The following is a 14,572-nucleotide window of genomic DNA, read 5'->3' on the forward strand; positions in this document are numbered from 1 at the left end:
AAGCGGTCGCAGAACCTGCGTGCACGGTGCATCAGCCAGACCACCCGCAACCCTCGCGCCTAACCCTCGGCAGCCCCTTCCAGAATCCTCGGCCCCGGTCCATCCTGCCCCAGCGCATCCCCCGGGTTGCGCAACGGGCAATCATCCAGCGACAGGCAGCCACAACCGATGCAGTTGTCCAGGCTATCCCTCAATGCCTCCAGCGTCCGGATGCGCGCATTCAGGTTCTCGCGCCAGGCCGATGACATCTCACCCCACTGCGCCGCCGTCAATTTGCTGTTGGGCGGGTAGCGGCTCATCGCGTGCTTGATCTCTTCCAGCGGAATCCCGGTGCGCTGCGCCACCTTGATGATCGCGATGCTGCGCAGCACCAACGCCGGAAATCGCCGCTGGTTGCCGGCATTGCGCGTGCTGGCGATCAACCCCTTGGACTCGTAGAAGTGCAAGGTGGAAATCGGCACGCCACTGCGTCTGGCCACCTCGCCGATGGTGAGCGAGCGCGCACCATCCATCGTCTTTTCTGCCGCCACGTGTGTTGACCTCAAGTTAAGTTGAGGTTTTATAGTCCGGCCCGATCTTTCCTGCAACCGCTTTGCCGTGCCGATGCCAGCCGTCGGCACGGGATGCGCTGTGCAGCGAACACACCACACCGATGAGCGGAGCAAAGATGGGCAAGAGGATGCTGTTGGGAGGGGGCGCCGCTGTTGTGTGCGTGCTGGCCGTCGTCATGCTGCTGACCAGAAAGGACTCGACGGCGCACGCCACTGCGGCGTGGCCGGTGACCAAGGTCGCGCTGGCCACCGTCACCTCGCGTGAGGCGCCCCGCCAGACCTTCGCCGCCGGCGAGCTGGAAGCCGCCCACCAGGTGCAGGTGGCCGCGGAAACCACCGGGCGCATCACGCGCATCGCCTTCGAGTCGGGGCAAAGGGTCAAGGCCGGGCAACTGCTGGTGCAGCTCAACGATGCCCCCGAGCAGGCCGACCGGGTGCGCCTGAGCGCACAGCTGCGCAATGCCCGCACCCTGCATCAGCGCATCGGCAAGCTGCGCACCGCCAATGTCACTACCCAGGAGCAACTCGACAACGCCACCGCCGCCGTGCAGATGGCCGAGGGCGAACTGCAGCAGGTCGATGCACGGATTGCGCAGAAGGCGATCCGGGCCCCCTTTGCCGGCAAGCTGGGCATCCGCCGCGTACATCAAGGCCAGTACCTGAATGCCGGTGACGCCGTGGCCAGCCTGGTGGACGCCACGCAACTGCGGGTGAACTTCTCGCTGGCCGAGCATGCCGCCCCGGGCTTGCAGGTGGGGCAGACCGCCGCCCTGGCGGTGGATGCACTGCCGCAAAAGACCTTTGCGGCGCGCATCAACGCCATCGACCCGATGGTGGGCAAGGCGCGCGCAGTGTGGGTGCAGGCCACCCTGGCCAACCCGGACGGGCAGTTGCAGGCCGGCATGTACGCCAGCGTGCAGCTCGCGGCGGCGCAGCCGACCCGGGTGATGGCCGTGCCGGAAACCGCCATCACCTATACCGCCTACGGCCAGACCGTGTTCATTGCCAACCACGACCCGGAACGCGGCCTGAGCGTGCACCGCGTGCAGGTGACCACCGGCGAGCGCTGGAAGGGCCAGGTGGAAGTCACCTCCGGGCTCAAGGCGGGCGACCGCGTGGTGGTCTCGGGCCAGCTCAAGCTCAGTGACGGCATGCAGGTGGAGCAGGTGGCCAATGACACGCTGCACAACGCCGACGGGGGCGACGCCTCATGAGGTTCACCGACAGTTTTGTGCGTCGCCCGGTGCTGGCCCTGGTGGTCAGCAGCCTGATCGTGCTGGCCGGCCTGTTCGCCCTGGGCAAGCTGCCCATCCGCCAGTACCCGTTGCTGGAAACCGCCACCATTACCGTCAGCACCGAGTACCCGGGTGCATCGGCCGAACTGATGCAGGGCTTCGTGACCCAGCCGATCACCCAGGCGGTGTCGTCAGTGGAAGGCATCGACTACCTGTCTTCGTCGTCGGTGCAGGGCCGCAGCCTGGTGACCCTGCGCATGGAGCTGAACCGCGACTCGACCCAGGCGCTGAGCGAGACCATGGCCAAGGTCAACCAGGTGCGCTACCGCCTGCCGGACAAGGCCTACGACCCGGTGGTCGAGCTGTCGGCCGGGGATTCCACCGCCGTGGCCTATGTGGGCTTTGCCAGCGACACGCTGTCGATTCCCGAACTCAGCGACTACCTGTCGCGGGTGGTCGAGCCGCAGCTTTCCGGTATCGACGGCGTGGCCAAGATCCAGACCTTCGGTGGCCAGACCCTGGCCATGCGCCTGTGGCTGGACAGCGAACGCATGGCCGGGCGCGGCGTGACCGCCGCCGAGGTGGCCGATGCCGTGCGCAGCAACAACTACCAGGCCACGCCCGGGCAGGTACGCGGCCAGTTCGTGCTGGCCGACATACGCATCGATACCGACCTGACCAGTGTCGAGGCCTTTCGCGACCTGGTGATTCGCAATGACGGCACGGCGCTGGTGCGCCTGCGCGATGTGGGCACGGTCGAACTGGGCGCCGCGGCCACCCAGACCAGCGCCACCATGGATGGCCGCCCGGCGGTGCACCTGGGCCTGTTCCCGACGCCTGCGGGCAACCCGCTGGTGATCGTCGACGGCATTCGCAAGCTGCTGCCGCAGATCCAGCAGACCCTGCCGCCAGGGGTCAACGTGGCGCTGGCCTACGAGACTGCACGCTTTATCGAGGCCTCGATCCAGGAAGTGCTGCACACGCTGGTCGAGGCGATCGTGATCGTGGTGCTGGTGATCTGGTTGTGCCTGGGCTCGTTGCGCAGCGTAGCCATCCCGGTGCTGGCGATCCCGCTGTCGATGCTCGGCGCGGCCGGGCTGATGCTGGCGTTCGGCTTCAGCCTCAACCTGCTGACCCTGCTGGCGATGGTGCTGGCCATCGGGCTGGTGGTGGACGACGCGATCGTGGTGGTGGAGAACGTGCACCGCCATATCGAGGAGGGCCAGACGCCGGTGGCCGCCGCGCTGGTCGGTGCCCGCGAGATCGCCGGGCCGGTGATCGCCATGACCCTCACGCTGGCCGCCGTGTATGCCCCTATCGGCCTGATCGGCGGGCTCACCGGCACGCTGTTTCGCGAGTTCGCCCTGACCCTGGCCGGGGCGGTGATCGTCTCGGGGGTGGTGGCCCTGACCCTGTCGCCGGTGATGAGCTCGCTGCTGCTCAAGCCCGGCCAGCAGGAGGGGCGCATGGCCAGGCTTGCCGAGAAGGTGTTCGGCGGGCTGGCCAGCGCCTACGGGCGGGCACTGGCGCACTCGCTGTCGCGTCGCTGGGTCAGCGGTGGCGTCGCCTTGCTGGTGTGCCTGAGCCTGCCGTGGCTGTACCTGCAGCCGCAACGCGAGCTGGCGCCACCCGAGGACCAGGCCGCCGTGCTCACCGCCATCAAGTCGCCGCAGTACGCCAGCCTCGACTATGCCGAGCGCTTCGCCAGCAAACTCGACCAGGTGATGCACAGCCTGCCGGAAACCACCGACACCTGGATCATCAACGGCACCGACGGGCCGGCCAGCAGCTTCGGCGGCATCAACCTCAGCCTGTGGCAGGCCCGCGAGCGCTCGGCCGATCAGGTCCAGGCCGACCTGCAGCAGGCCGTGAGCGAAGTGGAGGGCAGCAGCATCTTTGCCTTCCAGGTGGCCTCGCTGCCAGGCTCCAGCGGTGGCTTGCCGGTGCAGATGGTGCTGCGCAGCGCGCAGGACTACCCGGTGCTGTACCAGACCATGGAAACCCTCAAGCAGCGTGCCCGCGACAGCGGCCTGTTCGCGGTGGTGGACAGCGACCTGGACTACAACAACCCGGTGGTCAAGGTGACGGTCGACCGCGCCAAGGCCGCCAGCCTGGGCATCGGCATGCAGGCCCTCGGCGACTCCCTGGCCGTGCTGGTGGGCGAGCAGTACATCAACCGCTTCGCGCTGTATGGCCGCTCGTATGACGTGATCCCGCAGAGCACCCAGGATCAGCGCCTGACGCCCCAGGCGCTAGAGCGCCAGTATGTACGCAGCGAAGCGGGGCAACTGGTGCCGTTGTCTGCCGTGGTGCGGCTGCAGATGACGGTCGAGCCCAACCGGCTGCTGCAGTTCGACCAGCAGAATGCGAGCACGCTGCAGGCCATCCCGGCACCGGGGGTTTCCCAGGGGCAGGCGGTGGCGTTTCTGCAGCAACTGGCCAGCGAACTGCCGCCGGAGTTCAGCCATGACTGGCAGTCCGAGTCGCGCCAGTACGTGCAGGAAGGCAATGCGCTGGTGCTGGCGTTTCTCGCCGCGATGGTGGTCATCTACCTGGTGCTCGCGGCCCAGTACGAAAGCCTGGTGGACCCGCTGATCATCCTGGTCACCGTGCCGCTGTCGATCTGCGGCGCACTGTTGCCGCTCGCACTGGGCTGGGCCACCCTCAACATCTACACGCAGATCGGGCTGGTGACCCTGATCGGGCTGATCAGCAAGCACGGCATTCTGATGGTCGAGTTCGCCAACGAGATCCAGCTGCGCGAGAACCTCGACCGTGCCGGGGCGATCATCCGCGCCGCGCAGATTCGCCTGCGCCCGGTACTGATGACCACCGCCGCGATGACCTTCGGCGTGATGCCGCTGCTGTTCGCCAGCGGCGCCGGTGCCAACAGCCGTTTCGGCCTGGGTGTGGTCATTGTCTGCGGCATGTTGATAGGCACGCTGTTCACCTTGTTCGTGCTGCCCACGGTGTATGCCTGGCTGGCCCGTGATCATCGCGTGCACAGCCCGCGCAAGCAGCAACTGGAGGAGGCCGAGCAGGGCCTTGCGCTTGGGCACAGGGAGGCAAGGCCATGAAGGTGTTCAGCCGTTATCCGCTGTTGCTGGGCGCCGTGGCGTTGCAGGGTGCCTGCAGCGTCGGGCCGCAGTATCACGCCCCCGAGGTGGCGCCCATTCATGTGGTCAGCCCGCAGGCGCAGGCCTTCGCTGCGACGCCGGTGCAGCCGACGTCAGCCTGGTGGACCTTCTTCGATGACCCGCAGCTGGAACGCCTGATCGCCAACGCCCTGGCCCACAACCACGCCATCGAGCAGGCGCATGCCAGCCTGCTGCTGGCCCGTGCCCATGTGGATGAACAGGCGCTGGAGCGCCTGCCGACGGTGACCAGCAGCGCGAGCTACCAGCGCAGCCTGGCACAGCAGGCCAGGCAGGGGCAGCCGCCGGCCCGCAGCCTGTCCGAATCGTGGCGGGCGGGGCTGGACCTGCAGTGGGAGCTTGACCTGTTCGGCCGCCTCGATCACCTGGAGCGCGCCGCCCAATCCCGTGCGCAGGCCTCCGCGGCCGACCTGGAACAGGTGCAGTTGAGCATCGCGGCCCAGGTGGCCCAGGCCTACTTCGAGGCCCAGGGGCTACGCCAGCAAGGGCTGCTGGCCGAAGAAGCGGTGCGCAGCTGGCAGGAGACCGTGCAGTTGATCCAGGCGCAGTTGCACGCCGGCGCCGGCCTGCCCGAAGCGCTGGAGAGCGCGCAGAGCAACCTGCTGCTGGCGCAATCGACTGTGGCGCCACTGCGCAGCCAGTTGCAGCGGCGCCTGTACCGGCTGCAGGTGCTCACAGGCCAGCGCCCCGGCAGCTTTGCCATCGCGCTGGGTGACATGCCGCCGATGCCATTGGCGCGCCAGCTGCCACTGGGGGATGTGGATCAGCTGATCCGCAACCGGCCCGATGTGGTCCAGGCCGAACGGCTGCTGGCTGCCCGTGTGCAGGATGTGGGCGCTGCCACTGCCGACCTGTACCCACGTTTGAACCTGGGTGGGTTCATCGGCTTCTTTGCCTTGCGTGACGGCGACCTGGGCAGTGCGGCGCGGGCGTTCGAGCTGACGCCCGGCCTGACCTGGCCAGCGTTCGACCTGGGCTCGGTGCGGGCGCGCCTGCGCGGTACCCAGGCGCTGGCCCAGGGCGAGGCGGCGCACTTCGAACAGGTGCTGCTGGTGGCGGTGGAAGAGGTGGAGGGCGCAGTCACGCAGTTGGCCGAGCACCAGCGCCACCTGCTCGGCCTGGTGCAGGCGGCGCGGCATGGCGAGGCGGCGTTCGCCATCGCCCAGCAGCGCTATGGCGCAGGTTCGGGCAGCTACCTGGCGGTCAAGGACAGCCAGCGCGACCTGTTGCGTCTGCGCCAGGACATCGCGCGGGCACAGGCCGCCTCCTATGGCAACGCCGTGAACCTGTACAAGGCCCTGGCCTGGCGCGCGCCTGCCGGCAGGACGCTTAGCGCAAACACCCTGAACAACTGATGAGGACCGCTTCGTGGATACTGCAACTTCACTGCTGATGTTTCAGATGGTACTGGCCGCAGGGTTCACCCTGTGGTTGAGCATCGCCCTGGTCAACAACCTGCAGGCCTTTGCCAGTTCGGCGGCGGCCGTCGGGGGCACGCTGTCGATGGCGCCCCTGCGCCAGGCACCGGCGATCGACCTGCCCCTGTGCTCGCGGGCCATCCACTCGCCCGCCGTGCACCGGGCGGCATTGATGGTCGTCGTGCTGCTGCAGGCGGGGGCGGTGCTGGCCGCCTGGGCGGGCTGCTACCATCTGCTGCTGGGCAGCGGCCTGGACGCAGCCCGGCCCTGGTTGAACCTGGCGCTTAGCGCAGCCCTGGGCTTTCTTTTCGCCATGCTGCTCGGGGGGCTGTGGTTCGGCTACTGGATACGCCAGGAGGGCCTGCAGCTCACTCACCTGGCGCTGGTGGTGTGGGTGGTGCTGCACTTCATGGTGTTCAACCTGCAGTGGGCCTAGTGCGCCGCTGTCACCCCAATCGGGCCACCCTCGCGTGGCCTTGATGCCCTATGGTTTGGCCAGCAGCCCGCGCAGCAGCAGTTCCAGTGCGCCGGTGCTGCGCGCCAGTCGCGCATCGCCGTCATCACCCTGGGCGATCCACACCGCAGCCTCGGCCAGGCTGCCGTAGACCAGCGAGGCCAGGGCCTGCGGGTCGGCCTCGGCCACCACGCCTTGTTCGATCAACCGTTCCAGCAGTGCCTGGATCGACGCGATGCAATGGCGTTGCGCGTCCGTCGAGGTGCCCCCCAGCACGGCTGGGGCATCGCGCAGCACGATGCGCTGGTAATCCGGCTCCAGCGCCATTTCCAGATACGCCCGGCACCGCTGGCGAAAGCCTTCCCAGGGCGTCTGGGCAGTGTCGGAGAGCGCCTGCAGGCGTGCATCCATCTCGGCGTCGATCGACGCCACCACGGCCGCCAGCAGCCCCTGCTTGTCGCCGAAGTGGTGATACAACGCGCCGCGGGTCAGCCCGGCCTGGGCGGTCAGGTCATCCATCGAGGTATCGGCATAGCCGCGTTCGCTGAACACGCTGCGGGCGGTGGCGAGCAAGGTGGCGCGGGTTTCTTCCATTTCGGCACGGGTGCGGCGAGCCATGGGCATGTCTCCTTACATACGGTGCGTATGATTATTTACATTCGGTGCGTATGAATATACGCTTTTTATACATACATGCCGTATGTAACTTGTCGCGCCGCCGTGTCAGCGGCCAATTCACCGCCCTGGAGCATCAGATGGCCAACCCTTATCGAGACCTTTTTGCCGCGCCGGGTGCCCTGGGCTTTGCCCTGGCCGGGCTGCTGGCGCGTACCGCACTGCCGATGACAGGCATCGGCATCATCACCTTGCTGTCGCAATTGCGTGGCAGCTATGCACTGGCCGGGGCAGTGGCGGCGGTCTTCGTGCTGAGCTATGCGCTGTTGTCGCCACAGGTATCGCGCCTGGTGGATCGCCTCGGGCAACGCCGCGTATTGCCTGCGGCCACCGCCATCAGCCTCCTTGGGCTGCTGCTGGTGCTGGCCAGCACCTGGCAACGGGCTGGCGACTGGGCGCTGTTCATCGGGGCGGTGCTGGCAGGGTGCATGCCGAGCGTGTCGGCGATGGTGCGTGCGCGCTGGACGGCCCTGTACCGTGGCCAGCCGCAGCTGCAAGCGGCGTATTCGCTGGAGACGGTGTTCGATGAGGTCAGCTTCATTGCCGGGCCGCCGCTGTCGGTGGGCCTGGCGGTGGTGGTACTGCCCCAGGCGGGCCTGCTTGCGGCCGCACTGTTGCTGGTGCTGGGTGTGTTCGCACTGGTCATCCAGCGCAGTACCGAGCCGCCGATCCAGCCCCGGGAAGCTGCCGGGGATCGTTCGGGCTCGGTGATCCGCCTGGCCAACGTGCGCCTGCTGACCCTGCTGATGGTGGCGATGGGCATGATCGTCGGCACCGTGGATATCGTCAGCGTGGCCTTTGCCGAGCAACGCGGCCAGCCGGCGGCGGCCAGCCTGGTGCTGTCGGCCTATGCCGTGGGGTCGTGCGTGGCGGGGCTGCTGTTCGGTGCGCTCAAGCTGCAGGTGCCCTTGCCGCGCCTGCTGTTGCTGGGTGGGCTGGCAACCGCTGCCACGACCCTGCCGCTGTTGCTGGTCGCCAGCCTGCCGGGCCTGGGTGTGGCGGTGCTGGTGGCGGGGCTGTTCTTTGCGCCGACCCTGATCGTGGCCATGACCCTGGTCGAGCGGCTGGTGCCCGAACATCGTCTGACCGAGGGCATGACCTGGCTGCTGGCCGGCTTGAACATCGGTGTGGCCGTGGGGGCGGCGGTATCGGGGCCGGTGGTGGATGGCAGCGGTGCACGGGCCGGCTTCGGTGTGGCGCTGGTGGCCGGTGCCCTGGTGCTGCTGGTGGCTGTGTGGGCCCACCGGCGCCTGGTTGCACGGGCGGCGACGTCGCAGCCCGCCTGAATCAGCTGGCTACATGGCGCCAGTGCCAGGGCTCATACACGTAGCCTGCGCCATTGTCGGGCGGGTACGACAGCTCGAAGCCATAGGTCGCTGCGTTGCGGGTCAACCATCTGAATGCCGGTGTCGCTTCGAATTCGGGCTCCAGGTCGGTGCAGCCGGGGGTGCCTATGTCGACGGCACGCCCGGTGTGATGCTCGCTGAAGAACGGCGGGGCCGAGACCGCAAGGATCTGCTCGATGCTCTGCCCCTTTTCCAGCTTGCGCTGGATGATGGTCTTCTGCCGTTCGACGCTTCTGAAGGCCGACACCAGGTAAAGCGCCACGCCCTCGGCACCGGCAGCCGCTTTCAACTGGCGCCAGGCCTGAGCGGCCACGGCGATCAGTTCGTGCTTTCGGTTGTCCTGGCCGGTCTCGGCCCACTGCAGCAGGCTGGCTTCGACGAACTCCTGCAGATGGCGCTCGATCACCGCGTTCAACGGTATGCCGAGCTGTTCGAGCATCTGCAATGCGGCGGGGGAGTAGGGCATGGGGCTGACCTGGGCAGTGGGTATCAATCCAGCCTAGCAGTGAAGGCGTGGTGCAATGGGGCGCCGTCCTTGAAAAACCGCTCCGGGCGGCAAGGTGCCAGGGCCGGCGACGTCTTGCCCTGCATGATCTCCTCGCTGGCCAGTTGGCCGACCACAGCCGCCAGCACCACGCCGGGGTGCATGGTGCACACGTAGACCCCGGCAACCGAGGGCAGCGGGCCGATGATCGGAATGCCATCGGCAGGCATCGGCCTGAGCCCGATGCAGGCCTGCTGCGTCTGCAGAGCTGTGACGCCATCGAGCTCGTTCCGGATGACCTTGGCGGTGCGCAGCGCCAGGGCTGCGGGCTGGTTTTGCGGTGCGTCGTCCAGGTAATCCTCCGCTGCCAGCAGGGTACCGTCGTCAGCCTGGCGCACCTCCATGTCCGGGCTGGACAAAATGCTGCGCACCAGGCCCGAAGGTGCGGCGTAGCGGATGAATATCGCCGGCGAGGCCAAAATGGGCAGCGGCAGGCCGATAGCCTCGGTCAGCGCCGCAGTGCCGGTTCCCGCAGCCAGCACCACCATGTCCGTCTCGATGATGCCTGCCGCTGTCTGCACACCCGTTACCCTGGTGCCATGGGTTGCAAGGGCCACCACCTGCGTGTGAGTGAGTACCGTTGCGCCCTTCGCTCGGGCGCCGGCGAGCAGGGCATGGGTGGCCTTTACCGCGTCCAGCGCGCCTTCATCGGGCGCATGGCTGGCCTGTAGCGGCGGGTGGCGCAGGTTCGGCTCCAGCTCGCGGATGCGCTCGCGACTCACCAGGGTGGCAGAGGGGCTGGGCGCCTGCACACCGTAGGTCAGGGCGCCTGACCAGCGAATGGCCAGGCCCGGCAGCTCCGACTCCAGGCGTCGGTATTGCTCGATGGCGGCACCGCGCAGCGCCGCGATGGGGTCGGTGGCGCTGTGGGAGGTGTTGATCCAGGCGAACGAGCGTCCGGTCACCCCGCACGCCACATCGCCAGCATCCAGTACCGTCACCTCTGCGCCTTTGCCGGCCAGGTGATACGCCAGGGACGCACCGACGATACCTGCGCCAATTACCACGATTCGCTTGTTCAATCACACACTCCGTTCAAACAGGTTCGCCTTGCCGATGCGTTACTGGCCCTTGCACTGGGCCAGTACCACCTGGCAGGTCCTGGGCGTGCCACCGGAGCGGCTGGCGTAGCGCATGCAGTTGTCCATGGATTTCTTGCGGGCCTGGCCCAGGGTCGAGCCCCAGGCCAGGCCGCCTTCGCCAGCGCTGGGCACCGCCTTTGCGTAGCAGTTGGAACCCTGGGCGGCATAACGATTGGCGGCCGTCTTGCCGGCGCAGCCGCCGGTCAGCAGCAGGGCGAATGCAAGCAGGCAGGGCAGGCCCCATGACAAGCGGCCAGGCACTGTTTTTGCGTTCATCCCGGTTCCCCTGTGCAACGGTCAAGCGACGTGAAAAAGGGGGGTGTTCCAATGGAATACCCGTGGCAGGCGCGGCTGGCCATCGGGTGGTGGGCGGTGCGTTCCTGGCCGGGGAAATCCGGCCGGGAACGGCGCGCCAGAGCCGTTCGAGTCAGTCGACTCGGCGAGCATACCTCACGGGCGCGAGGTTTTCACGGTCAGCACTTCGGTGTACACCACGTCGACCGTCTGGCCGACCTTGAGGTTCTTCATGCGCGCCTGCAGTTCAGGGTCCTCGACCTTCACCACCTTCACCTTGCCCTGGGGCGGCAGCAGGGTCACTTCATGGGCGTTGAGGTCGATGGCGGTGATCTTGGAGGTGACGCGCACCTGGCGGAAAGCTTCGCCGCCCGGGTTGGGGTTGTCCTTGGTGGCGCGCACGGTGCCGGTCTCGTCGGTGACCTTCGGCGCGCCGCCCTCACTGGTGTTGAGCACATAGGCCACGGCACGGGTCACCGTGATGTCGACCTTGTCGCCCACCTTCAGGTTGTGCAGGTCCTTGGCCTGTTTGGTCAGCTGGATAGGCACCTGGCTGTTGTTCGGGCCTTCGATCGTGACCCGGAAGTTGCCCGGGTCCACGGCCAGCACCTGGGTGCTGATGTGGTCTTGCAGCGCTTCGCTGCCCAGCGGCAGTTCGGCGGCGTGGGCCGCAAAGCTGGCAGTGGTCATGAGTGAGGCGAGGGCAACGGCGTGGGCGAGGGAGCGAATCGATTTCATAAGCCTGCATTCCATGTAATGGCTGAATGAGCGGAACAACGCATGACGCAACGTGCGTGGATCACGCGCAAAGCATAGCCACTGATTGCGGATATGCCCGTTAGACGCCGCCCTGCGACTGCACCTGGCCACGCATCGCGGCCTCGATGAATGGCGCCTTGCCGGCCAGGTACTCGCCGATACCGTCACGATTGGTTGCTTCAAGCTCAAGCTTCAACGCCTGGTAGCGCTGGCGAAGGTCGTCATCGCTGCGCAGCAGGTCGCGAAAGCGCAGCATCCAGGCAATCTGTGGGTGGGCCTGGGCACACACGTGCACCTTGTGGGTACGGATACCGTCGACATCACGACGGTAGAAGTGGTGGCCCGGCGACAGGTCGGAGCCGCGCACGTACCCCAGAGCCTGCATGTGGGCGTGGCGTGCTGCGGTTTCCCGATGCGCCTGGACCACCACCAGCACGTCGATCTCCGGCTTGGCGGCAAGGCCGGGTACGCCCGTGCTGCCCACATGATGGATGTCGATCAGTTCACTGCCAAAACCCTGGGCGATGCCTGCCCTGGCGGCCAGGTAGCGCTCGGGCCATTGGTTGTCGTAGGGGCGGATCTGGCTGGTCAGCTTCATTGCGGTGTTTCCCTGGGAGTCATATTGGCCAGTCGCTTACCCGCGCGTTCCAGCGCTCACGGTGGCGTTCGCGCCAGCCGCGGCTGCCGGAATCGAGCCAGGCGAGGGTGGCCTGCACACTGTCCTGGCTGATGATGAAGCTGTCGATATGGTTGACGATGGTCTCTTCGGCCACATGCAGCAGGGCCAGGTAGTCGTTGAAGCTTTCGGCCAGCACCACGTATTCGTCGCCTTGCTGGCGGCGGCCGGTCCAGGCGGGCAGGGCGGCGACCATCGCGGCCACCTGCTGGCGCCCCTCGCGCAGGTCCAGCAGCAACAGGCTGGCGCCGCCGTCACGCCCGATCGGCAGCAGGCCGTGGGCAGGGTAGCCAGGGCGCTGGCGTGCGCGTTCCAGCTCGTAGGGGTTCGACTCCCATTCGCCGTCCAGGTCCAGCCCGTACAGCGAGAAGCTCATCAACTCGCGTTCGCCGCTGGCCAGGGTGACCGCCACGTCGTACTCGAGGTAGGCGCCGTTGCAGGTCGTGAGAAATTCACGGTAGTCAGCCGGCAGGGGCGCGCCAAGGCTGGCCTCCAGCTGTGCAAGCGCAGCGTCGCTGGCGCCTTGCCGGGTGTCTTCGAGCATCAGCCCGCGGTAATCGGTCATCAAGGTGGCTCGCTGTACAGGGGCGGCAGATGATGCCGCGCATGGGCGCCGCAGGCAAACGGCGCGGGTGGGGCCGCACCGTCTGCGGCATTACGCGGCCGGGGTGCCTTGATGAAAGGTCATCTGCCAATGGCCATCGAGCCTGCGCCATACCGAGCTGCGCAGCGACGCGGTGTCGCTGTGGCAGGTATAGGTCACCAGCGCAACGTCCGGCGCCAGGGGGCGTACCTGAAAATCGCTGATCGTGCGCACCCTGAATGCCTGGACGGGCAGGCTGGAGAGCACATCCGCCTTGTGCCAGGCCTTGCCGCTGGCGCCAATCTCCATGAAGTCATCGGCCAGCAGCGTCGACAGCAAGGCCGTGTTGCTGCGTACGTCCTGCTGCAGCAGGCGTTGCTCCAGGTAGTGCAGGGTGGCTTCCAGCTCGCCAGCGGGTTGCGTTGCGGGGCTGGCGTCGCCGCGGCGCTTGCGCCATTCATCCTGCGTCAGCTCCCAGGTTTCCTGGGGCATCGGCCCACTGACGAAATTGCCGGGCTGCACGTGCAGCAGGTGCATGCCCTCGCGCAGCGATATGCGCCGTGACGCCAGGTTGCTCACGGCCTTGGGCACCTGCAGGGTCGGGCGATTCAAGGTGTCGAACCAGAAGCGGTTGATCACCTCGCACACCTCGCGCATGTAGCCCTTGCCTTGCCACTGCGGCGCCAGCCAGAAACCGCGGTGGTTACCGGGGGTATCGTGCAGCGACACGCTGCCGATGCACTGCAGCGGGTTCTGCACCAGGCGGATCATCCAGTGCCATTCCTCGCCACGCGCCATGGCGGGCAGCGCCAGGTCGCGCACATACGTCAGTGCGCCGTCGTCCGGGTACGGCCAAGGCACGCGGCTGTCGAGATAACGCACCACCTCCCACTGCGGGAACAGTTGCTGGATCGCCGCAGCGTCGCTCAATTGCAGGGGCGTGAGCTGCAGGCGCGCGGTGGTGAAGGTAGGGATGCGGTTCATCTTGGCCTCGAAGCGGTAATGCATGGGGTGGGCGAGGGTGGGCAAGGTGTCGGTACCGAGGGTAAACCAAACCCATGCGCCAAGGCGATTGGATCGCGCAGGCCGGCACGCTGTAGCATGTGCGCCACGTTGGGCGCGACGCGCAAGGGGCGCGCCCTCACCACGCAATGACCATGGGGTGCGCATGAGCGACAACCAACCCTGCCGCGCCTGCGGCAACGTGATCCTGGCAAGCACCGCAGCGCGCACCGGCGGGTTGTGCATGCCCTGCAAGGGCGGCTACCGGGAGAACATCGAGAACGGCAAGCGCTACGCCCAGGAGCGCAAGCAGTACCTGGCCAGCCCGCAGGCGCTGTACTGGTCTGGGCTGGTCGATCGGGTGTTCCGCACGCCCCAGGGCTTTGCCGGGCTGGCACTGGCCGAGCAGCACTATTACGCGGTCAACGTGCTGCAGGGCGAGGTGTACAACGGCGGTTTCGACCAGTACTTCGGCAACTCCTCGGGCGATCACTATGCCAGCGCGTGCGCGGGGCTGCGTGAACTCGGCGCGTTGCAGACCCTCACGCTGCTGGAGGAGGCCAAGGGCCTGTTGTTCGGCGCCCAGGCAGTGCCTGCCGAGCAGGGCGAGCGTCAGTTGCGTATGCCCACCTATGCCGATGAGCCCGACCTGGCCTGCGAGGCCGCGCTGGATGCACTGGATACTCGCTTCTACCTCGACCCCGACCAGCTGGAGGAGCGCCTGGTGGCGTATGCGCGGCAACAGCAGCTGTTTGCCGCCGATTAGGTTTCGGGATCCTGTTCTGCCAGGGGCGCGCG

Annotated in this window: 15 protein-coding genes and 1 pseudogene; 6 read left to right on the forward strand and 10 right to left on the reverse strand. The window is 67.2% G+C overall.

Translation table 11 applies throughout. From position 1 onward, the window contains the following. Window positions 1-59: 59 nt before the first annotated feature. Window positions 60-512 carry a redox-sensitive transcriptional activator SoxR gene (gene soxR, locus B4I46_RS11550; RefSeq protein WP_054914623.1) on the reverse strand — a complete coding sequence of 151 codons (453 nt, stop codon included), beginning with the start codon at window positions 510-512 and terminating at the stop codon, window positions 60-62. Window positions 513-667: 155 nt separating this feature from the next. On the opposite strand from soxR, the gene B4I46_RS11555 reads away from it, so the two are divergent. The 4 genes from B4I46_RS11555 to B4I46_RS11570 are packed head-to-tail and all read left to right on the forward strand — an operon-like array spanning window position 668 to window position 6,795. After that, on the forward strand, window positions 668-1,765 hold the full coding sequence (locus tag B4I46_RS11555) for an efflux RND transporter periplasmic adaptor subunit (RefSeq protein ID WP_116054300.1): 1,098 nt from the start codon (window positions 668-670) through the stop codon (window positions 1,763-1,765). Further along, window positions 1,762-4,863, forward strand: a complete 3,102-nt coding sequence (locus tag B4I46_RS11560) for a MexW/MexI family multidrug efflux RND transporter permease subunit (RefSeq protein ID WP_043861391.1) — start codon at window positions 1,762-1,764, stop codon at window positions 4,861-4,863. The genes B4I46_RS11555 and B4I46_RS11560 overlap by 4 nt, the downstream gene beginning before the upstream one ends. Further along, complete coding sequence (locus B4I46_RS11565) at window positions 4,860-6,296, forward strand: efflux transporter outer membrane subunit (RefSeq protein ID WP_286900279.1); 1,437 nt, start codon at window positions 4,860-4,862, stop codon at window positions 6,294-6,296. The genes B4I46_RS11560 and B4I46_RS11565 overlap by 4 nt, the downstream gene beginning before the upstream one ends. A 13-nt stretch (window positions 6,297-6,309) precedes the next feature. Beyond that, window positions 6,310-6,795: a DUF2165 family protein gene (locus tag B4I46_RS11570; RefSeq protein WP_286900282.1), complete on the forward strand. Its 486-nt coding sequence runs from the start codon at window positions 6,310-6,312 to the stop codon at window positions 6,793-6,795. 48 nt (window positions 6,796-6,843) lie between these two features. On the opposite strand, the gene B4I46_RS11575 is transcribed toward B4I46_RS11570, so the two are convergent. Continuing rightward, window positions 6,844-7,431 (reverse strand): TetR/AcrR family transcriptional regulator, encoded by a 588-nt coding sequence (locus tag B4I46_RS11575; RefSeq protein ID WP_054914619.1) that lies wholly within the window; start codon window positions 7,429-7,431, stop codon window positions 6,844-6,846. 137 nt (window positions 7,432-7,568) lie between these two features. Here B4I46_RS11575 and B4I46_RS11580 point away from each other — a divergent pair, with 137 nt between their 5' ends. Continuing rightward, entirely contained in the window at window positions 7,569-8,774 is a 1,206-nt protein-coding gene (locus tag B4I46_RS11580) for an MFS transporter (RefSeq protein WP_286900284.1), read from the forward strand. Window position 8,775: 1 nt separating this feature from the next. On the opposite strand, the gene B4I46_RS11585 is transcribed toward B4I46_RS11580, so the two are convergent. The 8 genes and pseudogenes from B4I46_RS11585 to B4I46_RS11620 form a co-directional block, all read right to left on the reverse strand. After that, a complete protein-coding gene (locus B4I46_RS11585) occupies window positions 8,776-9,300 on the reverse strand; it encodes a M15 family metallopeptidase (RefSeq protein ID WP_286900285.1) in 525 nt (174 codons plus the stop codon). Between the two features lie 23 nt (window positions 9,301-9,323). Beyond that, a complete protein-coding gene (locus tag B4I46_RS11590) occupies window positions 9,324-10,400 on the reverse strand; it encodes an NAD(P)/FAD-dependent oxidoreductase (protein ID WP_286900287.1) in 1,077 nt (358 codons plus the stop codon). A 39-nt stretch (window positions 10,401-10,439) separates the two neighbouring features. Then, window positions 10,440-10,736: a hypothetical protein gene (locus tag B4I46_RS11595; RefSeq protein WP_043861384.1), complete on the reverse strand. Its 297-nt coding sequence runs from the start codon at window positions 10,734-10,736 to the stop codon at window positions 10,440-10,442. Window positions 10,737-10,910: 174 nt separating this feature from the next. Next, entirely contained in the window at window positions 10,911-11,492 is a 582-nt protein-coding gene (locus B4I46_RS11600) for a hypothetical protein (protein ID WP_043861383.1), read from the reverse strand. A 100-nt stretch (window positions 11,493-11,592) separates the two neighbouring features. Continuing rightward, window positions 11,593-12,111: a GrpB family protein gene (locus B4I46_RS11605; protein WP_286900290.1), complete on the reverse strand. Its 519-nt coding sequence runs from the start codon at window positions 12,109-12,111 to the stop codon at window positions 11,593-11,595. Between the two features lie 19 nt (window positions 12,112-12,130). Further along, window positions 12,131-12,754 (reverse strand): SMI1/KNR4 family protein, encoded by a 624-nt coding sequence (locus B4I46_RS11610; protein ID WP_054914615.1) that lies wholly within the window; start codon window positions 12,752-12,754, stop codon window positions 12,131-12,133. Window positions 12,755-12,844: 90 nt separating this feature from the next. After that, window positions 12,845-13,177: a DUF4440 domain-containing protein gene (locus B4I46_RS11615; protein WP_370409171.1), complete on the reverse strand. Its 333-nt coding sequence runs from the start codon at window positions 13,175-13,177 to the stop codon at window positions 12,845-12,847. A gap of 36 nt (window positions 13,178-13,213) precedes the next feature. Next, window positions 13,214-13,756 (reverse strand): annotated as a pseudogene (locus B4I46_RS11620) (GNAT family N-acetyltransferase); the annotation flags it as partial. Window positions 13,757-13,940: 184 nt separating this feature from the next. Here B4I46_RS11620 and B4I46_RS11625 point away from each other — a divergent pair. Next, on the forward strand, window positions 13,941-14,540 hold the full coding sequence (locus B4I46_RS11625) for a DMP19 family protein (protein WP_043861380.1): 600 nt from the start codon (window positions 13,941-13,943) through the stop codon (window positions 14,538-14,540). Window positions 14,541-14,572 lie beyond the last annotated feature (32 nt).

The organism is Pseudomonas sp. UBA7500 (assembly GCF_002478435.1).
In the GTDB taxonomy this organism is placed as follows: Bacteria; Pseudomonadota; Gammaproteobacteria; order Pseudomonadales; family Pseudomonadaceae; genus Aquipseudomonas; species Aquipseudomonas palmensis.